This window comes from Pseudomonas sp. 2957 (assembly GCF_031456345.1).
Taxonomy (GTDB): domain Bacteria; phylum Pseudomonadota; class Gammaproteobacteria; order Pseudomonadales; family Pseudomonadaceae; genus Aquipseudomonas; species Aquipseudomonas siliginis.
The window spans coordinates 263,146-281,312 of sequence record NZ_JAVDUL010000006.1; the positions used below are offsets into that span (position 1 = coordinate 263,146).

Genomic DNA, 18,167 nt, shown 5'->3' on the forward strand with positions numbered 1-18,167 from the left:
CATGAAAGTGACCAACAACTCGAAGGCGCTTCAGGGCGTGCACACCACGGCTGGCGTTGTTTATGTTCTTCCTGGTGAGACGCAAGACCTTGACCTGACGCCAGAAGGGCACAAAGGCGCATCGCGTCTCGTCTTCATGAGCGTCGATGGCAAGGCGCCTACCGCCGGCGGTGACGAAAAGGCTGAACTGCTCGCCAAGCTGAAGGCGCTGGGCATCGATGCCGCTGGCAACAGCAAAGTCGAAACTCTGCGCAAGAAGCTGGAAGAGGCCGAGGCTGCTGCCGAAAAGCAGAAGGTAATCGACGAGCTGAAGGCGCTGAACGTTGAGTTCGACGCCGAAGCTAATCTGGAAGCCCTGCAGGCCGCACTGGCCGCCGCCAAGGCGTAACACCCCGCAAAACCGGAGCGCATGACGCTCCACCTATTCGAGATATCCCGATGCCAGACTTTTACGGAACCGTCGCAGCCGCCGACGCCTATCACGTTGCGCGCGCGAATGCCGCGTGGGCCGGCGATGACGTGGCGAAGCAGGCCGCGCTGATCCGGGCATCGGTCTACATCGACGGCCGCTATCGGAAGCTGCTGGCTTCAGGTGTATGGCAGTCATTGTTCCCCGGCGTGAAGACCGAGGGCAGAGGGCAAGCCAGGGAATGGCCGCGCACCGGTGCTGAGGATTACGAGGGGCATGCAATCCCATCCGATCAAGTGCCGGTTGAGGTTGAGCAGGCAACGTACGAAGCCGCACTGCGTGAGCTGGTCGAGCCTGGCAGCCTGAGTCCTGACTTCGTGGCCGCGTCCACGGTGAAACGCCAGAAGGTCGGCCCGATCGAGGAGGAATTCTCGGTTGCGGCAGGCGCAGATGGGGCGGAGTCGGTCAGGCCGGTGATCAGCATCATCGACGAGATGATCGCTCCTGTGCTGGTGGCCCGCTACACGCTGCCTGCGGTGTTCGTGGTATGACCCCGGCGCAGATCATCCAGGTCATCGAGGGAATGGAGCCTGCGATGCAGAAGGCCTATCTGGACCAGATCAAGCTGGTGGTAGGCGCGGCAAAAGTTGCTGAGGTTGAGCGACTGATTGCCGAAGAGGATGAAAACGGGCTGGCAGCATTGCTGAGCCTGGGAGCGCTGGCCGCCTTCCTCGAGCTGGCTCGAAATGTGTACCTCGCAGGCGCCAAGTTTGAGATCAAGGCGATCGCGATCCCCAAGGATCTGGGGCGATTTGAATTCGACGTCCGCAATCCTGAGCCAGAGCAGTGGCTGGTGGAAAAAGCCGCCGAGATTCGACGCAACGCCGATGTGAACGTGCGCGAGGCGATCAGGGCAGTCATGGGTTCGCGCAGTCGCGCTGTTGCTACGCCGTCGCTGCAGGTCGAAGTAGGGGCCACGCCGATGACCCGCAGCCCACGGCAGGCGGCGCTCGATTTACTTGGACGAGTAAGCGCGCAAACAGGATCCCGCTCAGGCGGTGTGATTGGCCTGCCCGGCAACTATGCGCAATACGTCATAAATGCCCGCCAGCAGCTGCTGAGCGGAAAACCCGACGAGATGCGCAACTATTTGCAGCGCAAGCGCCGAGATCGCCGTTTCGATGGCATCGTGAATCGCGCCATCAGTGCAGGCAAGCCTGTTGCCCAAGCTGACGTCGACAAGATCGCTGGCCGGTACGCTGATCGGCTGATGAAGACCTACGCCGAGATGCTTTCCAAGGCTGAGGCGCTGGAATCCTTCGGCGCTGGCCGGGACCAGGTCTACGAGCAGCTCATTGCTCAGGGGCTTGATCGCGATTCAGTAACCAAGACTTGGCGAGATCGGGCTGACAAGAAGGTCCGGCACACGCATTCGTTGATGGGCGGGCAGGAAGTGCAGAAGGATCAGCCATTTCAAAGCCCGAACGGCGCGCTGCTTCGTTACCCGGGCGATTCTGCGCTGGGTGCTGGCTGGAGTGAGCGAGCCAACTGTCGATGCTCAGCGATCTACAAAATAAGGCGGAAGTGATGCCAGACATTTATGACCGCGCCAAGGCCACGGCAACCCGCATGCTCGCGCCCCGCAGCAAGGGTGGGAAAGGCCTTGAACTGGTCTTGCGCCGCGAGATCATTGGCGAATACGACCCAGATGCGCCGCCTGCACCCAGCGAGCTGATCGTGAACGGCTCAGGCTTCCGCGAGGAATACGACAACAAGTACATCGATGGCACGCTGATCGTTCGCGGCGACGTGAAGCTACTGGTGTCGCCGGTCCAATTGACTGGGGAAGACATGCCAACACCGCAGAGCAACGACAAAATCACATTCGACGGCACGGTGTACACGGTGATAGCCGTTGCTCCGTGGAACTTCGCCGGTCTGGCGGTCGGCTTCGAGCTGCAGGTGCGCAAGTAATGGCGAATCACATGACCAGCCGCTACGGCGGCCAGCACGGAAGTTTTGCTGAAAGCCTGGCGCAATTCGCCGAGCAGGCGAAAAACGCAATCGATGAGGTGTTTCGCGAAGTCGTTATCGAACTTGGAACCTCTGTCATTCGCCTCTCGCCCGTCGACACTGGCCGATTCAAAGGCAACTGGCATCTGTCGATCGACAATATCGAAAGCGTTACCTTCGACGAGGTTGATCCGACCGGTCAGGACACGATCGCCTCGCTGATCGCCTCAGCCAGTGACCTCACGGCAGGGCAGGCGGCATACATCCTGAATAACCTGCCGTATGCGATTCCGCTGGAATACGGGCACTCAGCCAAGGCGCCGGCCGGTATGGTGCAGATAACTCTGGCCCGCTTCCAGCAGATCGTGCTCGAAGCCATCAGGAACAATCAGGTATGAGCCACAACATCATTGCTGCGGCCTGCGAGTCGCGCCTGCTGACTTGGGCCAAGGCTCGCGCCAAGCCGATCAAGGTTGTGGTCGAGAACGAAACCTACACGCCGGCGACGGGCGAGACTTACCTGCGCGCTTTCACTCTGCCGGCGGTCACGGCCAGCAATACGCTGAGCGGCGATCACCGCGTCTACGCTGGTGTGTTCCAGGTCAACATCGTGACGCCATCCGGCAAGTACCGCACCGAGGCGAGCGGCATAGTTGACGAACTGGCGGCGCTGTTCCCGCTGAACCTGCGTATTCCCCGCGCCGGACTTATCGCGCTGGTCATGACGCCAGTTGCGCCGGGGCCTGGGATACCAGACGGCAACACCTTCACGGTATCGGCTTCGTTCCAATACCGATCCGACACAAACTAATCCGCCCGTTGGGCAAACCCAGTACCCGCCACCGAGCGGGTTTTGTCATTTCTGCACAGAGGAAACACAACCATGGGCTTTCGACTCCCCAACGGCGCCACGCTCGAAATCGCATCTGCATTCGGCCCTGCCATTCCTGTCACAGCGCTGAGCAATGCCAACCCAGCCGTGGCGACCGCAGCAGCGCACGGCCTGTCTGATGGCGACATTATCGCTGTGACCTCGGGCTGGACTCGCTTGAATGATCGGGCTGCCCGCATTGCGAACAGTCTGACCGGTACTTTTGCGCTGGAAGGCATCAACACCACCAACTTCCAACCGTACCCGGCGGGCTCCGGCGCTGGCTCCGTGCGCGAAGTCACCGGCTTTACCGAGATCTCGCAGATCACCGACCTGAACTCCAGCGGCGGCGATCAGCAGTTCCTCACCTTCGGCTTTCTCGCAGATGACGATGATCGCCAGCTTCCAACGACCAAGAACCCAATCAGCATGGCGGTCACTGTCGCCGACGATCCTGACCTGCCTTACGTGGCCATTGTCGAAGCGGCTGACGAAGACAAGCAGACCCGTGTGCTTCGCCTGAACCTGCCAGGCGGTAGCAGCATCGTCTACAACTGCTACGTGTCGATCACGTCGACCCCAGCGCTCAGCCGCAACAACCTGATGACCCGAGTCATCACTCTGTCGCTCGCTGGCCGCCCAACCCGCTACGCAGCGGCGGTGTAACCCATGGCCAAGATCAAGATCTCCCAGAACCCAACCTTCAAGGCGAAGGTCGCGATTCCACGCGTTGGCGCTGAGCCGGTCAGCGTTGAGTTCGAATTCAAGTACATGGATCGGCTGGCCCTGGCCGCACACTTCGATAAGTGGAATGCGGCGCGCGACGAGCATGCCAAGAAGGTGCAGGAAGACGAGCTGAACTGGCAGGAAGCGACCGGCGCCGAAATCGCGCTGCAGGTCGGCCAGCTCAAGGACATCATCGAGGGCTGGGGCTTTGACGAGAAACTGTCGGATGAATCTCTGACGGCGTTGGTCACCACCTGCATTGGCGCACCCCAGGCTGTGCTTTCCGCGTACCAGAGCGCCTATCAACCGGCCCGCCTGGGAAACTGACCGGCGCCGCCCGCGTCCTGTACGAGCCCGGGCCGTCCGAAGCTGATTTGGCAGCCTTCGGCATGACGCTCGCCGACATCCCTGAAGAAGAGTACGAGGTCTGGCCAGACAACTGGCCGGCCTTTCTGCTGTTCGAGGCGATGTCCACGCAGTGGCGCGTAGGTATGGGCGGGGCTACCGGGCTGGACTACAACGCCTTGCCGCCGGTGGCTTCGATGCTGGGCATGAAGCGGCGCGAAATCCCTGAAGTCTTCCACGACATTCGTGTCATGGAAGCAGAAGCCATGCTCGTGATGAGCGAATCGAAATAACGGAGCCCGCATGACTTCTATTGCTGAACTCGGCATCAAGGTCGATTCGACCGATGCTGCGCAGGCGAGCTCCGACCTCGACAAGCTTACGGCGGCAGGTGCACGGGCCGAGAAGGCGGCGGAGGGCGTCTCCAGAGGCGCCGACAAGGCAACAGCTTCGATCAAGAAGCAGAAGGACGAGCTGAGCGATCTGCTCGGCGAGATCGACCCGACAGTTAAGGCGCTCGGCAGGCTCGACGAACTCGAGAACAAGCTGGCGAAGCAGAAGAAACTCGGCGCGCTTGATGCGTCGACCTTCAGCGAATACCAGTCGAAGATCGACCAGTCTCGGGCGAATCTGTCCCGCTTTGACGACAGCCTGACTCGCACTGGCAACACCGCCAAACAGACGGCAGCTGCGCTTCGTGGCGTGCCGGCGCAGTTCACCGATATCGCGGTGTCGCTGCAAGGCGGCCAGGCTCCGCTGACTGTGCTTCTTCAGCAGGGCGGACAGCTCAAGGACATGTTCGGCGGCATCGGGCCGGCGGCGCGGGCCATGGGCGGCTACATCCTCGGTCTGGTGAATCCGTTCACTGTGGCGGCAGCGGCGGCAGCGGCTCTCGGCCTGGCCTACTACAAGGGCAGCCAGGAGGCCGACGAGTACAACAAGGCAATCATCTTTACCGGGAACTCTGCGGGCACAAGCGCCACTCAGCTGGCATCGATGGCGCAGCAGGTGAGCGCAACGGTCGGCACCACTGGCGCGGCTGCTGAGGTTTTGGCAAAGCTGGCGGGCAATGGAAAGATCGCCAGCGGCAGCTTCGAAGAGATCACCGAAGCTGCTCTGCAGATGGAAAAGGCCACCGGCAAAGCCATCGACGAGACGATTGCCGAGTTCGCGAAGATCGCCAAGGATCCGGTAGCCGCAGCCAAAGAACTTAACGACCAGTACAACTTCCTCACTGCCTCGGTCTACTCGCAGATCGTGGCGCTGAAAGAGCAGGGTGACACCATCGGGGCGGCGAAGCTGCTCACCGACACCTATGCCGATACGATCAAAAATCGAACCGGTGAGGTGACGGCGAATCTCGGCCTGATTGAGGGCGCTTGGCAGAAGATCAAAGCCGCAGCGGCCGGCGCGCTGGACGCCACTCTGGATGTGGGTCGAACCCAGCCCATCGATTCGCAGATCACCAACTACCAGAAAATCCTTGATGGGCGTAAGTCCGGCGGCTTTCTCTCGTCGTTTTTCGGCGACGAACTTGGTGCCAATAGCCAATCCACCAAGTTCCTTGAGCAGCAGATCGTCTTGCTGCAAAAGCGCAAAGAGGAAATCACCGCCGGCGCCAAGGCTGACGCTGACCGGGCGAAAACCGAGCGCGACGGCATCGACGCAAGCCTGCGACTCAAGGCAATCAGCGATTCGAACCTCACCAACGAGGAAAAGCGCAACAAGCTGATCAAGGAGTACAAGCGAGACGTCGAGGCGCTGCGTAAGGCGAACCCGAACGATCCGCTGGTGCAGGAAGCGGTTGTCTCGAAGACGATCCAAAACATCAAGGACAAGAACAAGGACCCGAAAGCCGCGACCTCAGCGGTAAACCTGACTGAGTTCAACGACTCGAAAAACCAGCTGTCGCTGATCCTCGGCGAATACAAAAACTCCCAAAAGGAACTGGAAGCCGCGCAGAAGGCCGGACTGGTCACGCAGGAAGACTACCTGCTCAAGCGCCAGGCGCTGATCGGCAACGAGCGCGACGAGGTAACCGCCGCGTATCAGGCTGAAATCAGTTCGTTGGAGGTGGCAAAAGGCAAGGCCAGCACCTCGGCAGCGCAGCGCATCCAGCTCGACCAAAAGATCGCTGATGCCAGGACCAATATGGTCAAGGCTCAGAAGGAAGCCGACAGTGAGCTCGGAGTCATCGCGACGAACGAGCAGGGCCGGCTCGCCAAGCAGGCGCAGGCGATCAAGGTCTACACCGATGCCCTCGACCAGCAGAACGTCGCCCTGCGGCGCGCTGGCGGCCGTGCAGCGGATGGTGTTGGCCGTGGCGACCGGGAGAACGCCATCAATGGCGAACTGAACGGCATTGCCGATCGAGCCAACCAGCAACGTCTGGATCTGGCGCGCGACCGGGCCGACAAGGCGCGCAACATGAGCGCCGAGGAGTACCAGGCCAAGCTCGACGCGATCAACAGAAGCGAAATGGACCTGAGCGAAACAGTGCTCAGCAACTACGAGCAGATGTCGGCCGCGCAGAGCGACTGGCGCAACGGGGCAACCTCGGCGTTCAGCAACTATCTGGAGAGCGCGCGCAACATCGCCGGCCAGACTCGCGACCTGTTCAGCAACGCTTTCAGCTCGATGGAAGACGCAGTCGTCAACTTTGCCATGACCGGGAAGCTGTCGTTTGCTGACTTCACCAAGTCGATTCTGGCGGACATGGCTCGGATCGCGACCCGTCAGGCCAGTTCGGCGTTACTGAGCAGTCTGGTTGGCGCTGGCGCAAGCTACTTCGGTGGAGGCGGCGCGGCAACCTCGGCAGGCTCCACTGCGGCGGGATACAGCGGTGACTTGTCAGGCTTCACGCCGGGCAGCGTCCAAGCGAATGGTGGAGCATGGTCCGGTGGCGTTCAGATGTTCGCCAATGGCGCGGCGTTCACCAACTCCGTCGTGAGCAAGCCGACAGCCTTCGGCATGGCAGGCGGGCAGGCTGGCGTCATGGGCGAGGCAGGGCCTGAGGCAATCATGCCACTGACCCGCACCGCCGGCGGCCAACTGGGCGTGCGCGCAATCAGCGGCGGCGGGAGTGGTGGTGGCAACGTTTACAACTTCCCCGTCGCGGTGTCGGTGCAGATCCAGGGCAATGGCGGCACGGCCAGCACGGAAGACACCACGCAGCTTGGAAAGGGCATTCAGCAGGCAGCGAAAGCCGAAGCCGAAACTGCGATCGCCCGAGCGCTGCAACCCGGCGGCTCAATCTGGAAACTCACGAACGGGAGGGGCTGATGGCCATCGAGACATTCACTTGGCCAACCCAGCACGGTGACGCGCCCGAGATCTTGTATCGGGTGCGCACCGCGCAGTTCGGCGACGGTTACAAACAGGAAGTTGGCGACGGGCCGAACAACAAGGAAGACGCTTACCCGATCACCTACAGCGGCCCTCAATCCAAGGTGCTGGAGATCATGGCGTTCCTTGATCGGCACGCGGGCGCGAAAGCCTTCCTCTGGACTACGCCATTGGGCCAGCTTGGCCTGTTCACCTGCAAGAACCCCGTGCCCACTCCGGTGGGCGGCGGCGTTTTCAAACTCACCGCCACGTTCGAGCGGGCATTCCATCCATAAGGGGCAACCATGCCGCTGATCAGTGACATCCAGGTTCTTGAGCCTGGCAGCGAAGTGCTGCTCTTTGAATTGGACGGCACGGACTACGGTGCGGATGTTCTGCGCTTCCATGGGCACGCGATCCCGCACACGGCGGCCGAGCTGATCGCCGCCGGCGACAATGCAGACCAACTGCCGGCGAAGGCGATCTACTGGCAGGGCAACGAGTACAGCGCCTGGCCGATGCAGATCGACGGCATTGAGGCGAACGGCGACGGTACTGCTGTTCGGCCGACACTGTCCGTCGGCAACGTCAACGGGCGCATCACAGCACTCTGTCTCGCGTTCGAGGATTTGCTGGAGTTCAAGCTGACGATGCGGCACACGCTCGGCAGTTACCTCGACGCGGCGAACTTCCCGGCCGGCAACCCTACAGCAGACCCAACCCAAGAGACGATCGAGGTCTGGTATATCGACCAGAAGACGAGCGAGGACGGGGAGACGGTCAGTTGGGAGTTGGCGAGCCCGGGCGACGTCGGCAATGAGTCAATCGGCCGACAAGCCACAACCCTTTGCCATTGGTGTCTCACCAGCGGATATCGCGGGCCGAACTGCGGTTACACCGGGCCGTACGTCACGAATGACGGTGTCATCACTGACAACCCTGAGCTGGACGAGTGCGACGCCACGCTGGGCAAGGGCTGCATCCCGCGCTTCGGCGAAGGCAATCCGCTGCCGTTCGGTGGCTTCCCCGCTGTATCCCTGATCGCAAGGAGCTGACATGCGAAAGCACATCTTGAACGCGATCCAGGCGCACGCGGCGGCCGAGTACCCGAAAGAGTGCTGCGGGCTGCTGCTGGCGATCGGGCGCAGGCAACAATACTTCCCCTGCATCAACGTCTCCACCGAGCCGAATGAAGAGTTCCGGATCGATCCCGAGCAGTACGCGGCGGCCGAAGACTTGGGTGAAGTCATCGGCGTAATTCATTCACATCCGGACGCCACCAGCAGGCCGTCACCGCGCGACTTGGCCATGTGCGAAGCGACTGCGATGCCCTGGCACATCCTGAGCTGGCCCGAGGGCGATCTGCGCACCATCGTCCCGACCGGCGAAGTGCCGCTGCTGAAGCGCCCGTTCGTGCACGGCGCCTGGGATTGTTGGCAGGTCTGCGCCGATTGGTACAAGCGCGAGTGGGGGCTGGAATTTGAAGCCTTCAAGCGCGCCGATGGCTGGTGGGAGAGCAAAGACAACACCAGCCTGTACGAGGCGAACTATGAGGCCGCCGGCTTCTACCGCGTCGACCAGCCGCAACGCGGCGACATGATCGTGATGGAAGTGGGGCGCACCGTTTACCCGAACCACGCGGGGATCTTCCTCGGCACTGATCCGGAGTTGCCGGGCGAAGATGCCGCCACGTTTGGCCCCGGGCCGTTCCTGCTGCATCACCTGTACGGCAGGCCGTCAGAGGTCATGGTTTTTGGTGGCCCTTGGCTGGATAGAACTCGCATGATTCTCAGGCACAAAGATTCACAGTCACATAACGCGGCTGGGCCGCAGGAGAACCAAAATGGATAACGACAAATCAAAATTACTCAAGTGCCTGGACTCGATGGCGCTTTCTCTGGCGGAGCATGATCATGAATGGAGCCATGAACAGCGCCAGGCATATGAATCAAGCGTTGCCTACCTTACTTCTGGCGATTGTAAGGAGACTGGTTCGTCGGTTTGAGGCTTACATTTTCCTCTGCCGCTTTTGAGTAGATGGAATCCTCTGAACGGCCTAGTTTTAGCCCTATTACCCTGGTTGGAGTGTTTTCTTTGGCCAGTTTTTTCAGTTCGGCTACGTCAGCCGCGCTCCAAGCCTTTCCGGCGTTTTCAGGTTTTTTTGCCATTTTGACCTCCAGGTCATAAACGCGCCGAAATTGGCGCAATCCCAGTCCTTGGGCTTATAGGCAAAGGACTGAGGTATTGCTGCTTCAGCCTTCTTGGTAAAAAGAGATCGTTTCTTTTAGCGAGCTTGAAAACTCATAGATCTCATCGATCGAGCTAATTGGATGGCGGGTTTCGACTTTATCCTTGTCGAAAATCCCGAGGTACTTTTGACCTCGGTTGAAGTGAAGCCGAGCAATCGGTTTCCGATTGTTGTCGTCCAGCAGTATGCCGAAGTAGCTTTGTGTGTCTCTGCTGGCTATACGTTTAGCGTCAATCACAGTACGTACGATGGCTTTGATAATGTGGAAACCTTCAAGCTCTTCCATCGTGGTCAGAATGCGATCCTCAGGTGCTTCCACTGCCTCAGCCTGATTTTCTGCCACGACTGATTCAGCTACCGTAGGATAAGTCGCCTTGCTCATCGCAGACTTTAATCGGTCGTTGATTTGGTCGTTTAGGAACTGAGCGGCTGCTTTGCGTGTGAGTTGCGCAAACTGTTCTCGCACCTTTTGCGTGATTACACCTTCGTAGACGCGAGAGGCAAAAAAACGAACGAAGTCGTCATCTGGCTGAGCGAACTGGGTAGCCAACTCTCTTTTGATGTTGCCCACATACTTCAGCTCACCAGCGGCATTGATGATTGAGTCCACGTCGAAGGCGGACTTAGTCAATTTCTGTAATTCTGGAATGACATGTTCATCAATGTTGAGAAGATCAATCTCCAAAAAAGGCTTTTCATCCATTTTGTTGGGTGCATCGAGATCAGTGTAAAAGCGGTAAAATCTTCCGTTGGTCAGGATAGAAATTCTTGCAGTTGTGACGTGGAAGTAGCGGAATAGCTGGCTCGCGTGATTGATGTTCAGCGGTTCGCCGATCTTCTTGGTTTCGATCAATATCTGGATCTGACCGCCCTTGAGTATCGCGTAATCAATCTTTTCGCCTTTTTTAGTACCGATATCGCAGATGTACTCAGGAACGACTTCGGATGGGTCGAACACATCGTAACCAAGCACTGTATGAATGAATGGCATAACGAATGCGGTCTTTGTGGCCTCTTCGGTTTGGATGGTTGAAGCTAACTGACTTACCTTTGCCGACATTGCGCTCAAGCGTTCTACAAAATCCATTTTCAGCTCCGCGGGGTAGGGCCCAGTCGGGCCTGTAAAGGCGCAACGCTACTACTTGTCTCGGTCAAACGAGTACTGGCATTTCATCCACGCTGGATGCCCGGACAGTGCCGCGTTACAGTGCATCCTTTCCCACAGGAGTGACCTGCATGAAATTGATCGTAGGAGCGCTGGCGGTAGCGCTGTTGGCTGGGTGTGTATCCCCTGGGGATCTTCAGAAAAATGACCCGAGCTTCAAGGCAACAACCGCGAAAGATCCCAAGCGTTATGCGCTGTGTGTTTTCCCGAAATGGCAGGACGCCAGAAGCGATGCCTCAATGTCCGAGACAGAAAACGGATACAGATTGCTGGTCGCGAGCAACAATATGACCGACGAGCTGCTGGATATACGCAAAGCACAGAAGGGTAGTACCGTAACGCTGTATCAGCGCATGGCATGGTCGCCGGGCTATGGCCGAGGAGACATGAAGCAGGCGATAAAAGATTGCCTTTGAACACCCAAAAACAGCCGCCGAAAGGCGGTTTTTTTATGTCTGGAGAAAACCGTGACAGCAACTGCACATTGCCGCCCAATGATGACGACCATTCTTCTATCGGGTCCGCTGATTAAACTGTTCGGCCGAGTTCACTACCGCGAACTGGGCAGTCGTTCCGTAGGGGAGGCGTTCAAGGCGCTGAAGTGCACGCTGGAGGGGTTCGACGCAGCGATCAAAGACTTGGAGCGGCGCGGTCTGCGCTTCGCCATTTTCCGGAACAGAAAGAACGTACCTGAGAAGGATTTCGCGCTGGGCGGCGCTCAGGAAATCCGCATCGTGCCGGTGGTTGGCGGCAGCAAGCGTGCTGGCCTGCTTCAAACGATCATCGGCGCAGTCCTGATTGCTGCATCGTTCATTCCGGGGTTTCAGGCTTTGGCCCCGGTGGGCATTGCACTCGTTGCCGGCGGTGTCATCCAAATGCTCAGCCCGCAGGCCTCTGGCCTGAAGCAAAGCGCATCCCCCGAGAACTCTCCGTCCTACGCCTTCGGCAGCGCCAAGAACACCACTGCCAGCGGCAACCCGGTGCCGATCTGTATCGGCGAACGCCGGTGGGGCGGGATGATCATTTCGGCCTCGATCCTGGCTGAAGACAAAGTGTAATCAGGACAGCAGCACAACGACCGCCCGCGAGGCGGTTTTTTTATGCCTGGAGGAAAGCATGGGCGCACCCGCAAAGATCGACATCCACGGCGAGAAGGGCGGTAGCAGCAAGCCGAAGTCGCCGACCGAAGCCAGCGACAGCCTGCGCTCGACCAACCTCGCCAAGCTCCTGATCGCCGTGGGCGAGGGTGAGTTCGACAGCGTCCCGACCGATTACGACATATACCTGGACAACACGCCGATCCGCGATGCCAGCGGCAACTACAACTTTCCGAACGTGAAGTGGGACTGGCGCCCGGGCTCGGTGGATCAGACGTACATACCCGGCATTCCGTCCGTGGAAAACGAGACGTCGCTGAATATTGAGCTGCGCAGCGATTCGCCGTGGGTGCGCTCGATCACCAATACCCAGCTTTCCGCCGTGCGCATGCGCTTGGCCTGGCCGGCGCTGCAACGCTCGGATGACCAGGGCAACGTCGGCGGCTACCGGATCGAGTACGCAATCGATGTGGCCACCGATGGCGGCGCCTATCAGCAGGTGCTGGTGGACGCGGTCGACGGCAAGACCACCACGCGTTACGAGCGCTCGCGCCGCATCGATCTGCCGGACGCCACCACCGGCTGGCAGATCCGCGTGCGCCGCCTGACGCCGAACCAGAACACCAACAAGATCGCCGACACCATGCTGGTGGCCGGTTACACCGAGGTGATCGACGCCAAGCTGCGCTACCCGAACACTGCGCTGCTCTATATCGAATTCGACGCCGAGCAGTTCACCAACATTCCGGCCGTGACCGTGAAGTGCAAGGCGCGCCGCTGGATGGTCCCGAGCAACTACGACCCGATCGCGCGCACCTACACCGGGACGTGGGATGGCTCGATGAAATCAGCCTGGACCAATAACCCGGCGTGGATCACCTACGGCATCTGCACCGAAGACCGGTTCGGCCTGGGCAAGCGCATCAAGCCGTTCATGGTCGATAAGTGGGAGCTGTACCGCATCGCCCAGTATTGCGATCAGTTGGTGCCGAACGGACTGGGTGGCCAGGAGCCGCGCTTCCTCTGTGACATGAACCTGCAGGGCAAGGCTGACGCCTGGTCGCTGCTGCGCGATATATCGGCGATCTACCGGGGCATGACTTACTGGGCGCAGGGCCAGTTGGTGATGCAGGCGGACATGCCGCGTGCGCAGGACTTCGACTACGTCTTCACCCGGACAAACGTCATCGATGGCAAATTCTCGTATGGCAGCGCCTCGGCGAAGACTCGTTACACCCGGGCACTGGTCAGCTACGACAATCCGGCGAACAACTACGATACCGACGTCATTCCGTTCGCCGATCTGGATCTGCAACGCCGTTACGGCGACCGGCCGACCGAGCTGAGTGCCATTGGCTGCACGCGCGCCTCCGAAGCACAGCGCCGGGGCAAGTGGGCCATCCTCAGCAACAACCAAGACCGCACCGTCTCGTTCAAGACCGGTATGGAGGGCGTGATCCCGCTGCCCGGACACATCATCCCAGTGGCGGATTCGCTGCTGGCTGGTCGCGAAGTCGGCGGCCGGATCTCGGTGGTGGCGGGGCGGGTGATCACGCTCGATCGCGACACCCAGGCCAAGGCTGGCGATCGGTTGATCATCAACCTACCGGGCGGCCGCGCCGAAGGGCGCACAGTGCAAAGCGTCAATGGCCGCGCCGTGACCGTCACAGTCGCCTACAGCGAACCGCCGGTGGCGCAGTTGCAGTGGGCACTCGACGCCGATGATCTGGCAATCCCGCTGTATCGCGTGCTGCGCACCAAGCGCACCACCGAGGGCGACTACGAAATCAGCGCGCTCCAGTTCGACCCGAGCAAGTTCGCATTCATCGACACCGGTGCACGATTGGAAGAACGCCCGATCAGTGTGATTCCAATAACCGTTGTTCCGGCGCCTGCGAGCGTGTCGCTTTCGTCGACGTCGTCGGTTGTGCAGGGGCTGGCCGTGGCCACCATGACAATCACCTGGCCTGCGGTGGACGGCGCGGTCGGCTACGACGTCGAATGGCGCAAGGACAGCGGCAACTGGATCAAGCTGCAGCGCACCGGCATGACCAACGTCGACGTCGTCGGCATCTACGCTGGCGCCTATGTGGCACGGGTGCGCGCGGTGAGCGCCTTCGACATCACGTCGCCGTGGCGCAACTCGATCCTGACCAACCTCAGCGGTAAGCAGGGGCTGCCGCCGGCGCTGGCGTTCCTGACTGCCACGCCGCTGCTGTTCGGCATCTACCTCAAGTGGGGATTCCCTGCTGGGGCCGAGGATAGCCAGCGCACGGAGATCTGGTACGGGCCGACGACCGATCTTGAGGCCGCGACCAAACTGACAGACCTGGCCTATCCGCAGAGCGATTTCTCCATGCTCGGCCTGCGGGCTGGTGTGACCTTCTATTTCTGGGGGCGCATCGTCGACAAGATCGGCAACATCGGTCCGTGGTATCCGATCGGGCTTGGCGTGCAGGGTCAATCCAGTTCGGATGCCGCTGCCATTCTGGAAATGATCGCCGGCCAAATCACCGAGACGGAACTCGGCGAGGATCTGCTGGCAGAAATCGAGAAGATCCCAGGCCTGCAGGCGCAGATCGATGCGCTCGACGGCCTGAAAGGCTACGACTCGGAAGCCACCTACGAAGAGTACGACCTGGTGGTGGAGGGCAAGCGGATCTACCAAGCCACCGGCCCGGTGCCAGTCGGAACTCCGCCGCCGAATCCGCTCTACTGGCTTGATGTCGGGCAGACGGTGGAAACGGCCAATGGGCTTGCCCAGCAGGTAGCGACCAACACCGCCGAGATTACCGAACTCGACGGCGTCGTCACTGCTCAGGCGACAGCGTTCGAAGCTTTGCGGGCCTCCTATCGTGATGATAACGGCGAAGGTGAGCTGGCGGACGCGATGAAGGGCTGGAGCAGTACGGCAGCGATTGCCACCAATGACAAGGTCAGGGCATCGGAGAACCTTGCCAGCGCCCAGAAGATCACCACCCTCGACGCCAAGGTTGGCGAGAACGAAGCCAATGTGACCGACCTCCGCCAGACGGTTGCAACTGACAAAGAAGCTACCGCGCAGGCGCTCACGCAAGTAAGCGTGAAGGTCGGCGAGAACACCGCCGCTATTCAGGAGACGTCGACCGCTTACGCAGACACCAGCGGTAAGTTGTCGACGATGTGGTCAGTGAAAATGCAGGTCACGGCGAATGGGCAGTACGTAGCTGCGGGTATAGGTCTCGGTATTGAAAACACCGGCGCCGGGTTGCAGAGCCAGTTCTTGGTGAGCGCTGACCGGTTCGCAATCGTCAACACCATCGCCGGCGGAGCCATCTCGGTGCCGTTCGCGGTGCAGGGCGGCCAGGTCTTCATGAACTCGGCATTCATTCAGGACGCCTCGATTGGAAACGCCAAGATTGGTTTCTTCATCCAATCGGACAACTACATCGCGGGTGTTCAGGGTTGGCGCATCGACAAGGCAGGCAACTTCGAGTTGAACAGCCCGCTGGGCGGAGGGGCTCGTCAGGTCATAAACAACAACGGCGGCAAGGTATTCGATGAGAACGGCGTGAAGCGCTATCAGTGGGGGAATTTGAACGCATGAGTTACGGCATAAGGATATGGGGCGCCGATGGGGCGCTCCAGCTGGATGAGAACTCATTCACCATTCGTGTCGTGCTCTCGGTGCAAGTGACCTTCGCGCTTGGATCCAGCAAAGGAACGCAGGACTTCTCTGTTCCCGGAGTCGGACCGGGTAACGGAACAGCAATCGTGGTTCCGATTGGTGCCTATCCGGATTCTCAAATGCAGTTCGAAACGGAGATGCTCGATGGAATTGTCCGGGTTTACAACTACACGCGGACGTACGCGGCGAGCACTACTTCGTCCGGAACCATGCGCTTAATAGTCATGAGGTGGAGCTGATGAGCTATGGCGTCCAGTTCACAAACAACAATAACGTGGTGACTTTAGATTCAGAGTTCTCGCGACTGATGGTCATCTCTTCAGGGCGGTATGCCCCGACACAGGAAGGGGGGCTTGGGTCTGTTACTACCTTTGCACGGCCAGTTACTTCTCAGGAGCCACCACTTGTATTTGTTAGGCCCGACACGTTCAACGGAATAGCAGGGCTTTGTCGTATGAGGCTCCTTGGCTCCGCAGGTAATTGGACTGGCTTTTATGTCAGAGCGTACGACGTCAACGCTGCCGGGCTGAACGGGCGGTACTTTGTAGCAGCATTTGATGCCCAGCCGGTGGCGCAATACGGTATGCGATTGTGGGATGGCGCAGGGAAGCTGCTGTTTGACTCCGGTACGCCGAACGCGACATTTACCCGAGCGTTCCAGAACTGGACCTATGTTCGCTACGACACCAGTCAGCAGGGGCTGACGCGCATCTTCTACAGCGTCCCGTTCAACTTCCCTGAGAACGAATTCATGTTGCTGAACACGTTCGGCATGCCCATGACTTCGGGGAGTGGCATTCCGCGCGAGCTTTATTGCTGGTGGGATTTCCCAAACAACACGCTCTATGCCATCACCGTTGCTGCATCGAACCCCTTCGCTTTTTTCCTGCCGGCAGTGTTCGCAAAACAAGCCGCATGACCCATTTATAGGATTTACTTTATGCCCTGGTACAAATCAGGAACGGTCTCTGTCACCCAGAATTCCAATGCGATTATCGGTATCGGTACCGCGTTCATCGCCAATGCTCGCGTTGGTGACGCGTTTCGTGGTCCGGACGGTGGTTGGTACGAAGTGACCAACATCCCCAGCGACACTGGAATGTCGATCGCGCCGAACTATCAGGGTGCGACCAATGCATCGGGGACCTATGCGCTGGCACCGATGCAGGGCTATGTCAGAGATTCCGCTGATGCATTGCGCGCACTGGTGAACCAATTCGGTGGGGTTCTGGCGGTACTTGGCAATGACCCAACGCTATCGGGTGTGCGCCAGGCGCTGAATCTTTCAACTACAGACGGTCTACCGGAAGGTACCACCAACAAGTACCTGACCAACTCTCGCGTTCTCGGCGTGCCATTGACCGGTGTCGACTTGGTAACTCCAGGTGCGATTGTTGCAACGGACACCATCATCAAGGCTCTCGGCAAGCTTCAGGCGAGCAAAGCCGATCTGGCCGGCACGAACAAGGCGGTCGCGATCGATCAGGGAGGAACAGGCGCCAAAACGGCTAAGGATGCCCGGGCGGCGCTTGGCGCGACTGGTCCTAAGAACCTGTTATTGAACCCGCGATTCCGGGTCAATCAGCGTGGATACGTCTCCGGTGCGGCTGCTACGGTTGGGCAGTACACGCTGGATCGCTGGAAAGTGCCTGTGGCGGGCCAGTCTCTGACGTTTGCCGCATCTGGCGCAGGTATGCGCGCAACCTTTCCGGCTGGCGGTTGCGATCAGGTGATCCTTGGCGAAAATGTTCGGGGTGGGATTTATACGCTTTCGTGGGTGGGTACCGCCGTGGCGAAAGTGAACGGCGTCACCATTGCCAACGGCGGTCAGACCGCAACCCTTCCGGCCGGTAGTAATATCACGATCAACCTGTCCGGAGGATGGGCTGAAGATGTCATGTTCCAGCTGGGCAGCGTTGCGACATCGCCAGATGACCAGGGATATGCTGCTGAGCTGTTCGACTGCCAGTACTACGGCTGGTCTTTATCGCCTAGTGTTGCTGGGCAGCCGGTCTGCTCGGTCACTTTTACGTACAGCAACTACCTGGCTATTGGTGCGTTAAGGTTTCCAAGAGCAATGAGGGTTAACCCTACTGTCAGTTTCTTAGCCGGCTCTCCTCCTTCTTTCACCGTAACGGGCGGCGGTGGCGGCGGAATTCCATTGGACAATTTGCAGGTTGCTGCAATCGGTAAAGAGTCTTGCTCCCTTGGTGCCGCGATATCCACCTCGTTTGCCATAGGCTATGGCACTTTGCTGTGCTTCGGCTCATCCCCCAACCTATTCTTCTCGGCCGAGGTTTGA

Annotated in this window: 21 protein-coding genes; 19 read left to right on the forward strand and 2 right to left on the reverse strand. The window is 59.5% G+C overall.

Annotated elements, in window-relative coordinates; translation table 11 throughout:
* The first annotated feature begins 1 nt into the window (after position 1).
* The 13 genes from J2Y39_RS22340 (at position 2) to J2Y39_RS22400 (ending at position 9,539) form a co-directional block, all read left to right on the forward strand.
* On the forward strand, positions 2–388 hold the full coding sequence (locus J2Y39_RS22340) for a hypothetical protein (RefSeq protein WP_310219777.1): 387 nt from the start codon (positions 2–4) through the stop codon (positions 386–388).
* Positions 389–438: 50 nt separating this feature from the next.
* Positions 439–960 carry a DnaT-like ssDNA-binding protein gene (locus J2Y39_RS22345; RefSeq protein WP_310219778.1) on the forward strand — a complete coding sequence of 174 codons (522 nt, stop codon included), beginning with the start codon at positions 439–441 and terminating at the stop codon, positions 958–960.
* Positions 957–1,997, forward strand: a complete 1,041-nt coding sequence (locus tag J2Y39_RS22350; protein ID WP_310219781.1) for a hypothetical protein — start codon at positions 957–959, stop codon at positions 1,995–1,997. The genes J2Y39_RS22345 and J2Y39_RS22350 overlap by 4 nt, the downstream gene beginning before the upstream one ends.
* Positions 1,997–2,383: a hypothetical protein gene (locus J2Y39_RS22355; protein ID WP_124376727.1), complete on the forward strand. Its 387-nt coding sequence runs from the start codon at positions 1,997–1,999 to the stop codon at positions 2,381–2,383. The genes J2Y39_RS22350 and J2Y39_RS22355 overlap by 1 nt, the downstream gene beginning before the upstream one ends.
* Positions 2,384–2,394: 11 nt before the next feature.
* Entirely contained in the window at positions 2,395–2,820 is a 426-nt protein-coding gene (locus tag J2Y39_RS22360; RefSeq protein ID WP_310219784.1) for an HK97 gp10 family phage protein, read from the forward strand.
* Complete coding sequence (locus J2Y39_RS22365) at positions 2,817–3,233, forward strand: phage tail terminator-like protein (protein ID WP_310219786.1); 417 nt, start codon at positions 2,817–2,819, stop codon at positions 3,231–3,233. Before J2Y39_RS22360 ends, J2Y39_RS22365 begins: the two co-directional genes overlap by 4 nt.
* 72 nt (positions 3,234–3,305) lie before the next feature.
* On the forward strand, positions 3,306–3,959 hold the full coding sequence (locus tag J2Y39_RS22370) for a phage tail protein (protein WP_310219789.1): 654 nt from the start codon (positions 3,306–3,308) through the stop codon (positions 3,957–3,959).
* Positions 3,960–3,962: 3 nt separating this feature from the next.
* The gene (locus J2Y39_RS22375) at positions 3,963–4,346 is read left to right on the forward strand and encodes a phage tail assembly chaperone (RefSeq protein ID WP_310219791.1); all 384 of its coding nucleotides are present in this window, start codon (positions 3,963–3,965) and stop codon (positions 4,344–4,346) included.
* A gap of 62 nt (positions 4,347–4,408) precedes the next feature.
* Entirely contained in the window at positions 4,409–4,657 is a 249-nt protein-coding gene (locus tag J2Y39_RS22380; protein WP_150635463.1) for a DUF1799 domain-containing protein, read from the forward strand.
* 10 nt (positions 4,658–4,667) lie between these two features.
* The gene (locus tag J2Y39_RS22385) at positions 4,668–7,646 is read left to right on the forward strand and encodes a phage tail tape measure protein (protein WP_310219793.1); all 2,979 of its coding nucleotides are present in this window, start codon (positions 4,668–4,670) and stop codon (positions 7,644–7,646) included.
* Positions 7,646–7,984, forward strand: coding sequence for a phage tail protein (locus J2Y39_RS22390; RefSeq protein ID WP_310219795.1), 339 nt, complete (start codon positions 7,646–7,648; stop codon positions 7,982–7,984). The genes J2Y39_RS22385 and J2Y39_RS22390 overlap by 1 nt, the downstream gene beginning before the upstream one ends.
* A gap of 9 nt (positions 7,985–7,993) precedes the next feature.
* Positions 7,994–8,743: a phage minor tail protein L gene (locus tag J2Y39_RS22395; RefSeq protein ID WP_310219797.1), complete on the forward strand. Its 750-nt coding sequence runs from the start codon at positions 7,994–7,996 to the stop codon at positions 8,741–8,743.
* Position 8,744: 1 nt separating this feature from the next.
* Positions 8,745–9,539: a C40 family peptidase gene (locus tag J2Y39_RS22400; RefSeq protein ID WP_310219799.1), complete on the forward strand. Its 795-nt coding sequence runs from the start codon at positions 8,745–8,747 to the stop codon at positions 9,537–9,539.
* A 113-nt stretch (positions 9,540–9,652) separates the two neighbouring features.
* Here J2Y39_RS22400 and J2Y39_RS22405 read toward each other — a convergent pair whose 3' ends face one another.
* A complete protein-coding gene (locus tag J2Y39_RS22405) occupies positions 9,653–9,856 on the reverse strand; it encodes a hypothetical protein (protein WP_150650869.1) in 204 nt (67 codons plus the stop codon).
* An 84-nt stretch (positions 9,857–9,940) separates the two neighbouring features.
* Complete coding sequence (locus tag J2Y39_RS22410) at positions 9,941–11,023, reverse strand: type I restriction endonuclease (protein WP_310219802.1); 1,083 nt, start codon at positions 11,021–11,023, stop codon at positions 9,941–9,943.
* A 149-nt stretch (positions 11,024–11,172) separates the two neighbouring features.
* Between J2Y39_RS22410 and J2Y39_RS22415 the strand changes: the two genes are divergently transcribed.
* From J2Y39_RS22415 to J2Y39_RS22440, 6 genes are all read left to right on the forward strand, one after another.
* Positions 11,173–11,517 carry a hypothetical protein gene (locus tag J2Y39_RS22415; RefSeq protein ID WP_310219806.1) on the forward strand — a complete coding sequence of 115 codons (345 nt, stop codon included), beginning with the start codon at positions 11,173–11,175 and terminating at the stop codon, positions 11,515–11,517.
* 78 nt (positions 11,518–11,595) lie between these two features.
* Positions 11,596–12,159, forward strand: a complete 564-nt coding sequence (locus J2Y39_RS22420; RefSeq protein WP_186566057.1) for a tail assembly protein — start codon at positions 11,596–11,598, stop codon at positions 12,157–12,159.
* A gap of 58 nt (positions 12,160–12,217) precedes the next feature.
* Positions 12,218–15,784: a phage tail protein gene (locus J2Y39_RS22425; protein ID WP_310219808.1), complete on the forward strand. Its 3,567-nt coding sequence runs from the start codon at positions 12,218–12,220 to the stop codon at positions 15,782–15,784.
* 8 nt (positions 15,785–15,792) lie between these two features.
* The gene (locus J2Y39_RS22430) at positions 15,793–16,104 is read left to right on the forward strand and encodes a hypothetical protein (RefSeq protein ID WP_310219964.1); all 312 of its coding nucleotides are present in this window, start codon (positions 15,793–15,795) and stop codon (positions 16,102–16,104) included.
* Positions 16,104–16,784 carry a hypothetical protein gene (locus J2Y39_RS22435; protein WP_310219810.1) on the forward strand — a complete coding sequence of 227 codons (681 nt, stop codon included), beginning with the start codon at positions 16,104–16,106 and terminating at the stop codon, positions 16,782–16,784. Before J2Y39_RS22430 ends, J2Y39_RS22435 begins: the two co-directional genes overlap by 1 nt.
* Before the next feature lie 21 nt (positions 16,785–16,805).
* The gene (locus tag J2Y39_RS22440) at positions 16,806–18,167 is read left to right on the forward strand and encodes a hypothetical protein (RefSeq protein ID WP_310219811.1); all 1,362 of its coding nucleotides are present in this window, start codon (positions 16,806–16,808) and stop codon (positions 18,165–18,167) included.

Coding starts and splice junctions, on each gene's coding strand:
- J2Y39_RS22340 (WP_310219777.1), top strand. CDS start 2: ATGAAAGTGACCAACAACTCGAAGGCGCTTCAGGGCGTGCACACCACG.
- J2Y39_RS22345 (WP_310219778.1), top strand. CDS start 439: ATGCCAGACTTTTACGGAACCGTCGCAGCCGCCGACGCCTATCACGTT.
- J2Y39_RS22350 (WP_310219781.1), top strand. CDS start 957: ATGACCCCGGCGCAGATCATCCAGGTCATCGAGGGAATGGAGCCTGCG.
- J2Y39_RS22355 (WP_124376727.1), top strand. CDS start 1,997: ATGCCAGACATTTATGACCGCGCCAAGGCCACGGCAACCCGCATGCTC.
- J2Y39_RS22360 (WP_310219784.1), top strand. CDS start 2,395: ATGACCAGCCGCTACGGCGGCCAGCACGGAAGTTTTGCTGAAAGCCTG.
- J2Y39_RS22365 (WP_310219786.1), top strand. CDS start 2,817: ATGAGCCACAACATCATTGCTGCGGCCTGCGAGTCGCGCCTGCTGACT.
- J2Y39_RS22370 (WP_310219789.1), top strand. CDS start 3,306: ATGGGCTTTCGACTCCCCAACGGCGCCACGCTCGAAATCGCATCTGCA.
- J2Y39_RS22375 (WP_310219791.1), top strand. CDS start 3,963: ATGGCCAAGATCAAGATCTCCCAGAACCCAACCTTCAAGGCGAAGGTC.
- J2Y39_RS22380 (WP_150635463.1), top strand. CDS start 4,409: ATGACGCTCGCCGACATCCCTGAAGAAGAGTACGAGGTCTGGCCAGAC.
- J2Y39_RS22385 (WP_310219793.1), top strand. CDS start 4,668: ATGACTTCTATTGCTGAACTCGGCATCAAGGTCGATTCGACCGATGCT.
- J2Y39_RS22390 (WP_310219795.1), top strand. CDS start 7,646: ATGGCCATCGAGACATTCACTTGGCCAACCCAGCACGGTGACGCGCCC.
- J2Y39_RS22395 (WP_310219797.1), top strand. CDS start 7,994: ATGCCGCTGATCAGTGACATCCAGGTTCTTGAGCCTGGCAGCGAAGTG.
- J2Y39_RS22400 (WP_310219799.1), top strand. CDS start 8,745: ATGCGAAAGCACATCTTGAACGCGATCCAGGCGCACGCGGCGGCCGAG.
- J2Y39_RS22405 (WP_150650869.1), bottom strand. CDS start 9,856: ATGGCAAAAAAACCTGAAAACGCCGGAAAGGCTTGGAGCGCGGCTGAC.
- J2Y39_RS22410 (WP_310219802.1), bottom strand. CDS start 11,023: ATGGATTTTGTAGAACGCTTGAGCGCAATGTCGGCAAAGGTAAGTCAG.
- J2Y39_RS22415 (WP_310219806.1), top strand. CDS start 11,173: ATGAAATTGATCGTAGGAGCGCTGGCGGTAGCGCTGTTGGCTGGGTGT.
- J2Y39_RS22420 (WP_186566057.1), top strand. CDS start 11,596: ATGATGACGACCATTCTTCTATCGGGTCCGCTGATTAAACTGTTCGGC.
- J2Y39_RS22425 (WP_310219808.1), top strand. CDS start 12,218: ATGGGCGCACCCGCAAAGATCGACATCCACGGCGAGAAGGGCGGTAGC.
- J2Y39_RS22435 (WP_310219810.1), top strand. CDS start 16,104: ATGAGCTATGGCGTCCAGTTCACAAACAACAATAACGTGGTGACTTTA.
- J2Y39_RS22440 (WP_310219811.1), top strand. CDS start 16,806: ATGCCCTGGTACAAATCAGGAACGGTCTCTGTCACCCAGAATTCCAAT.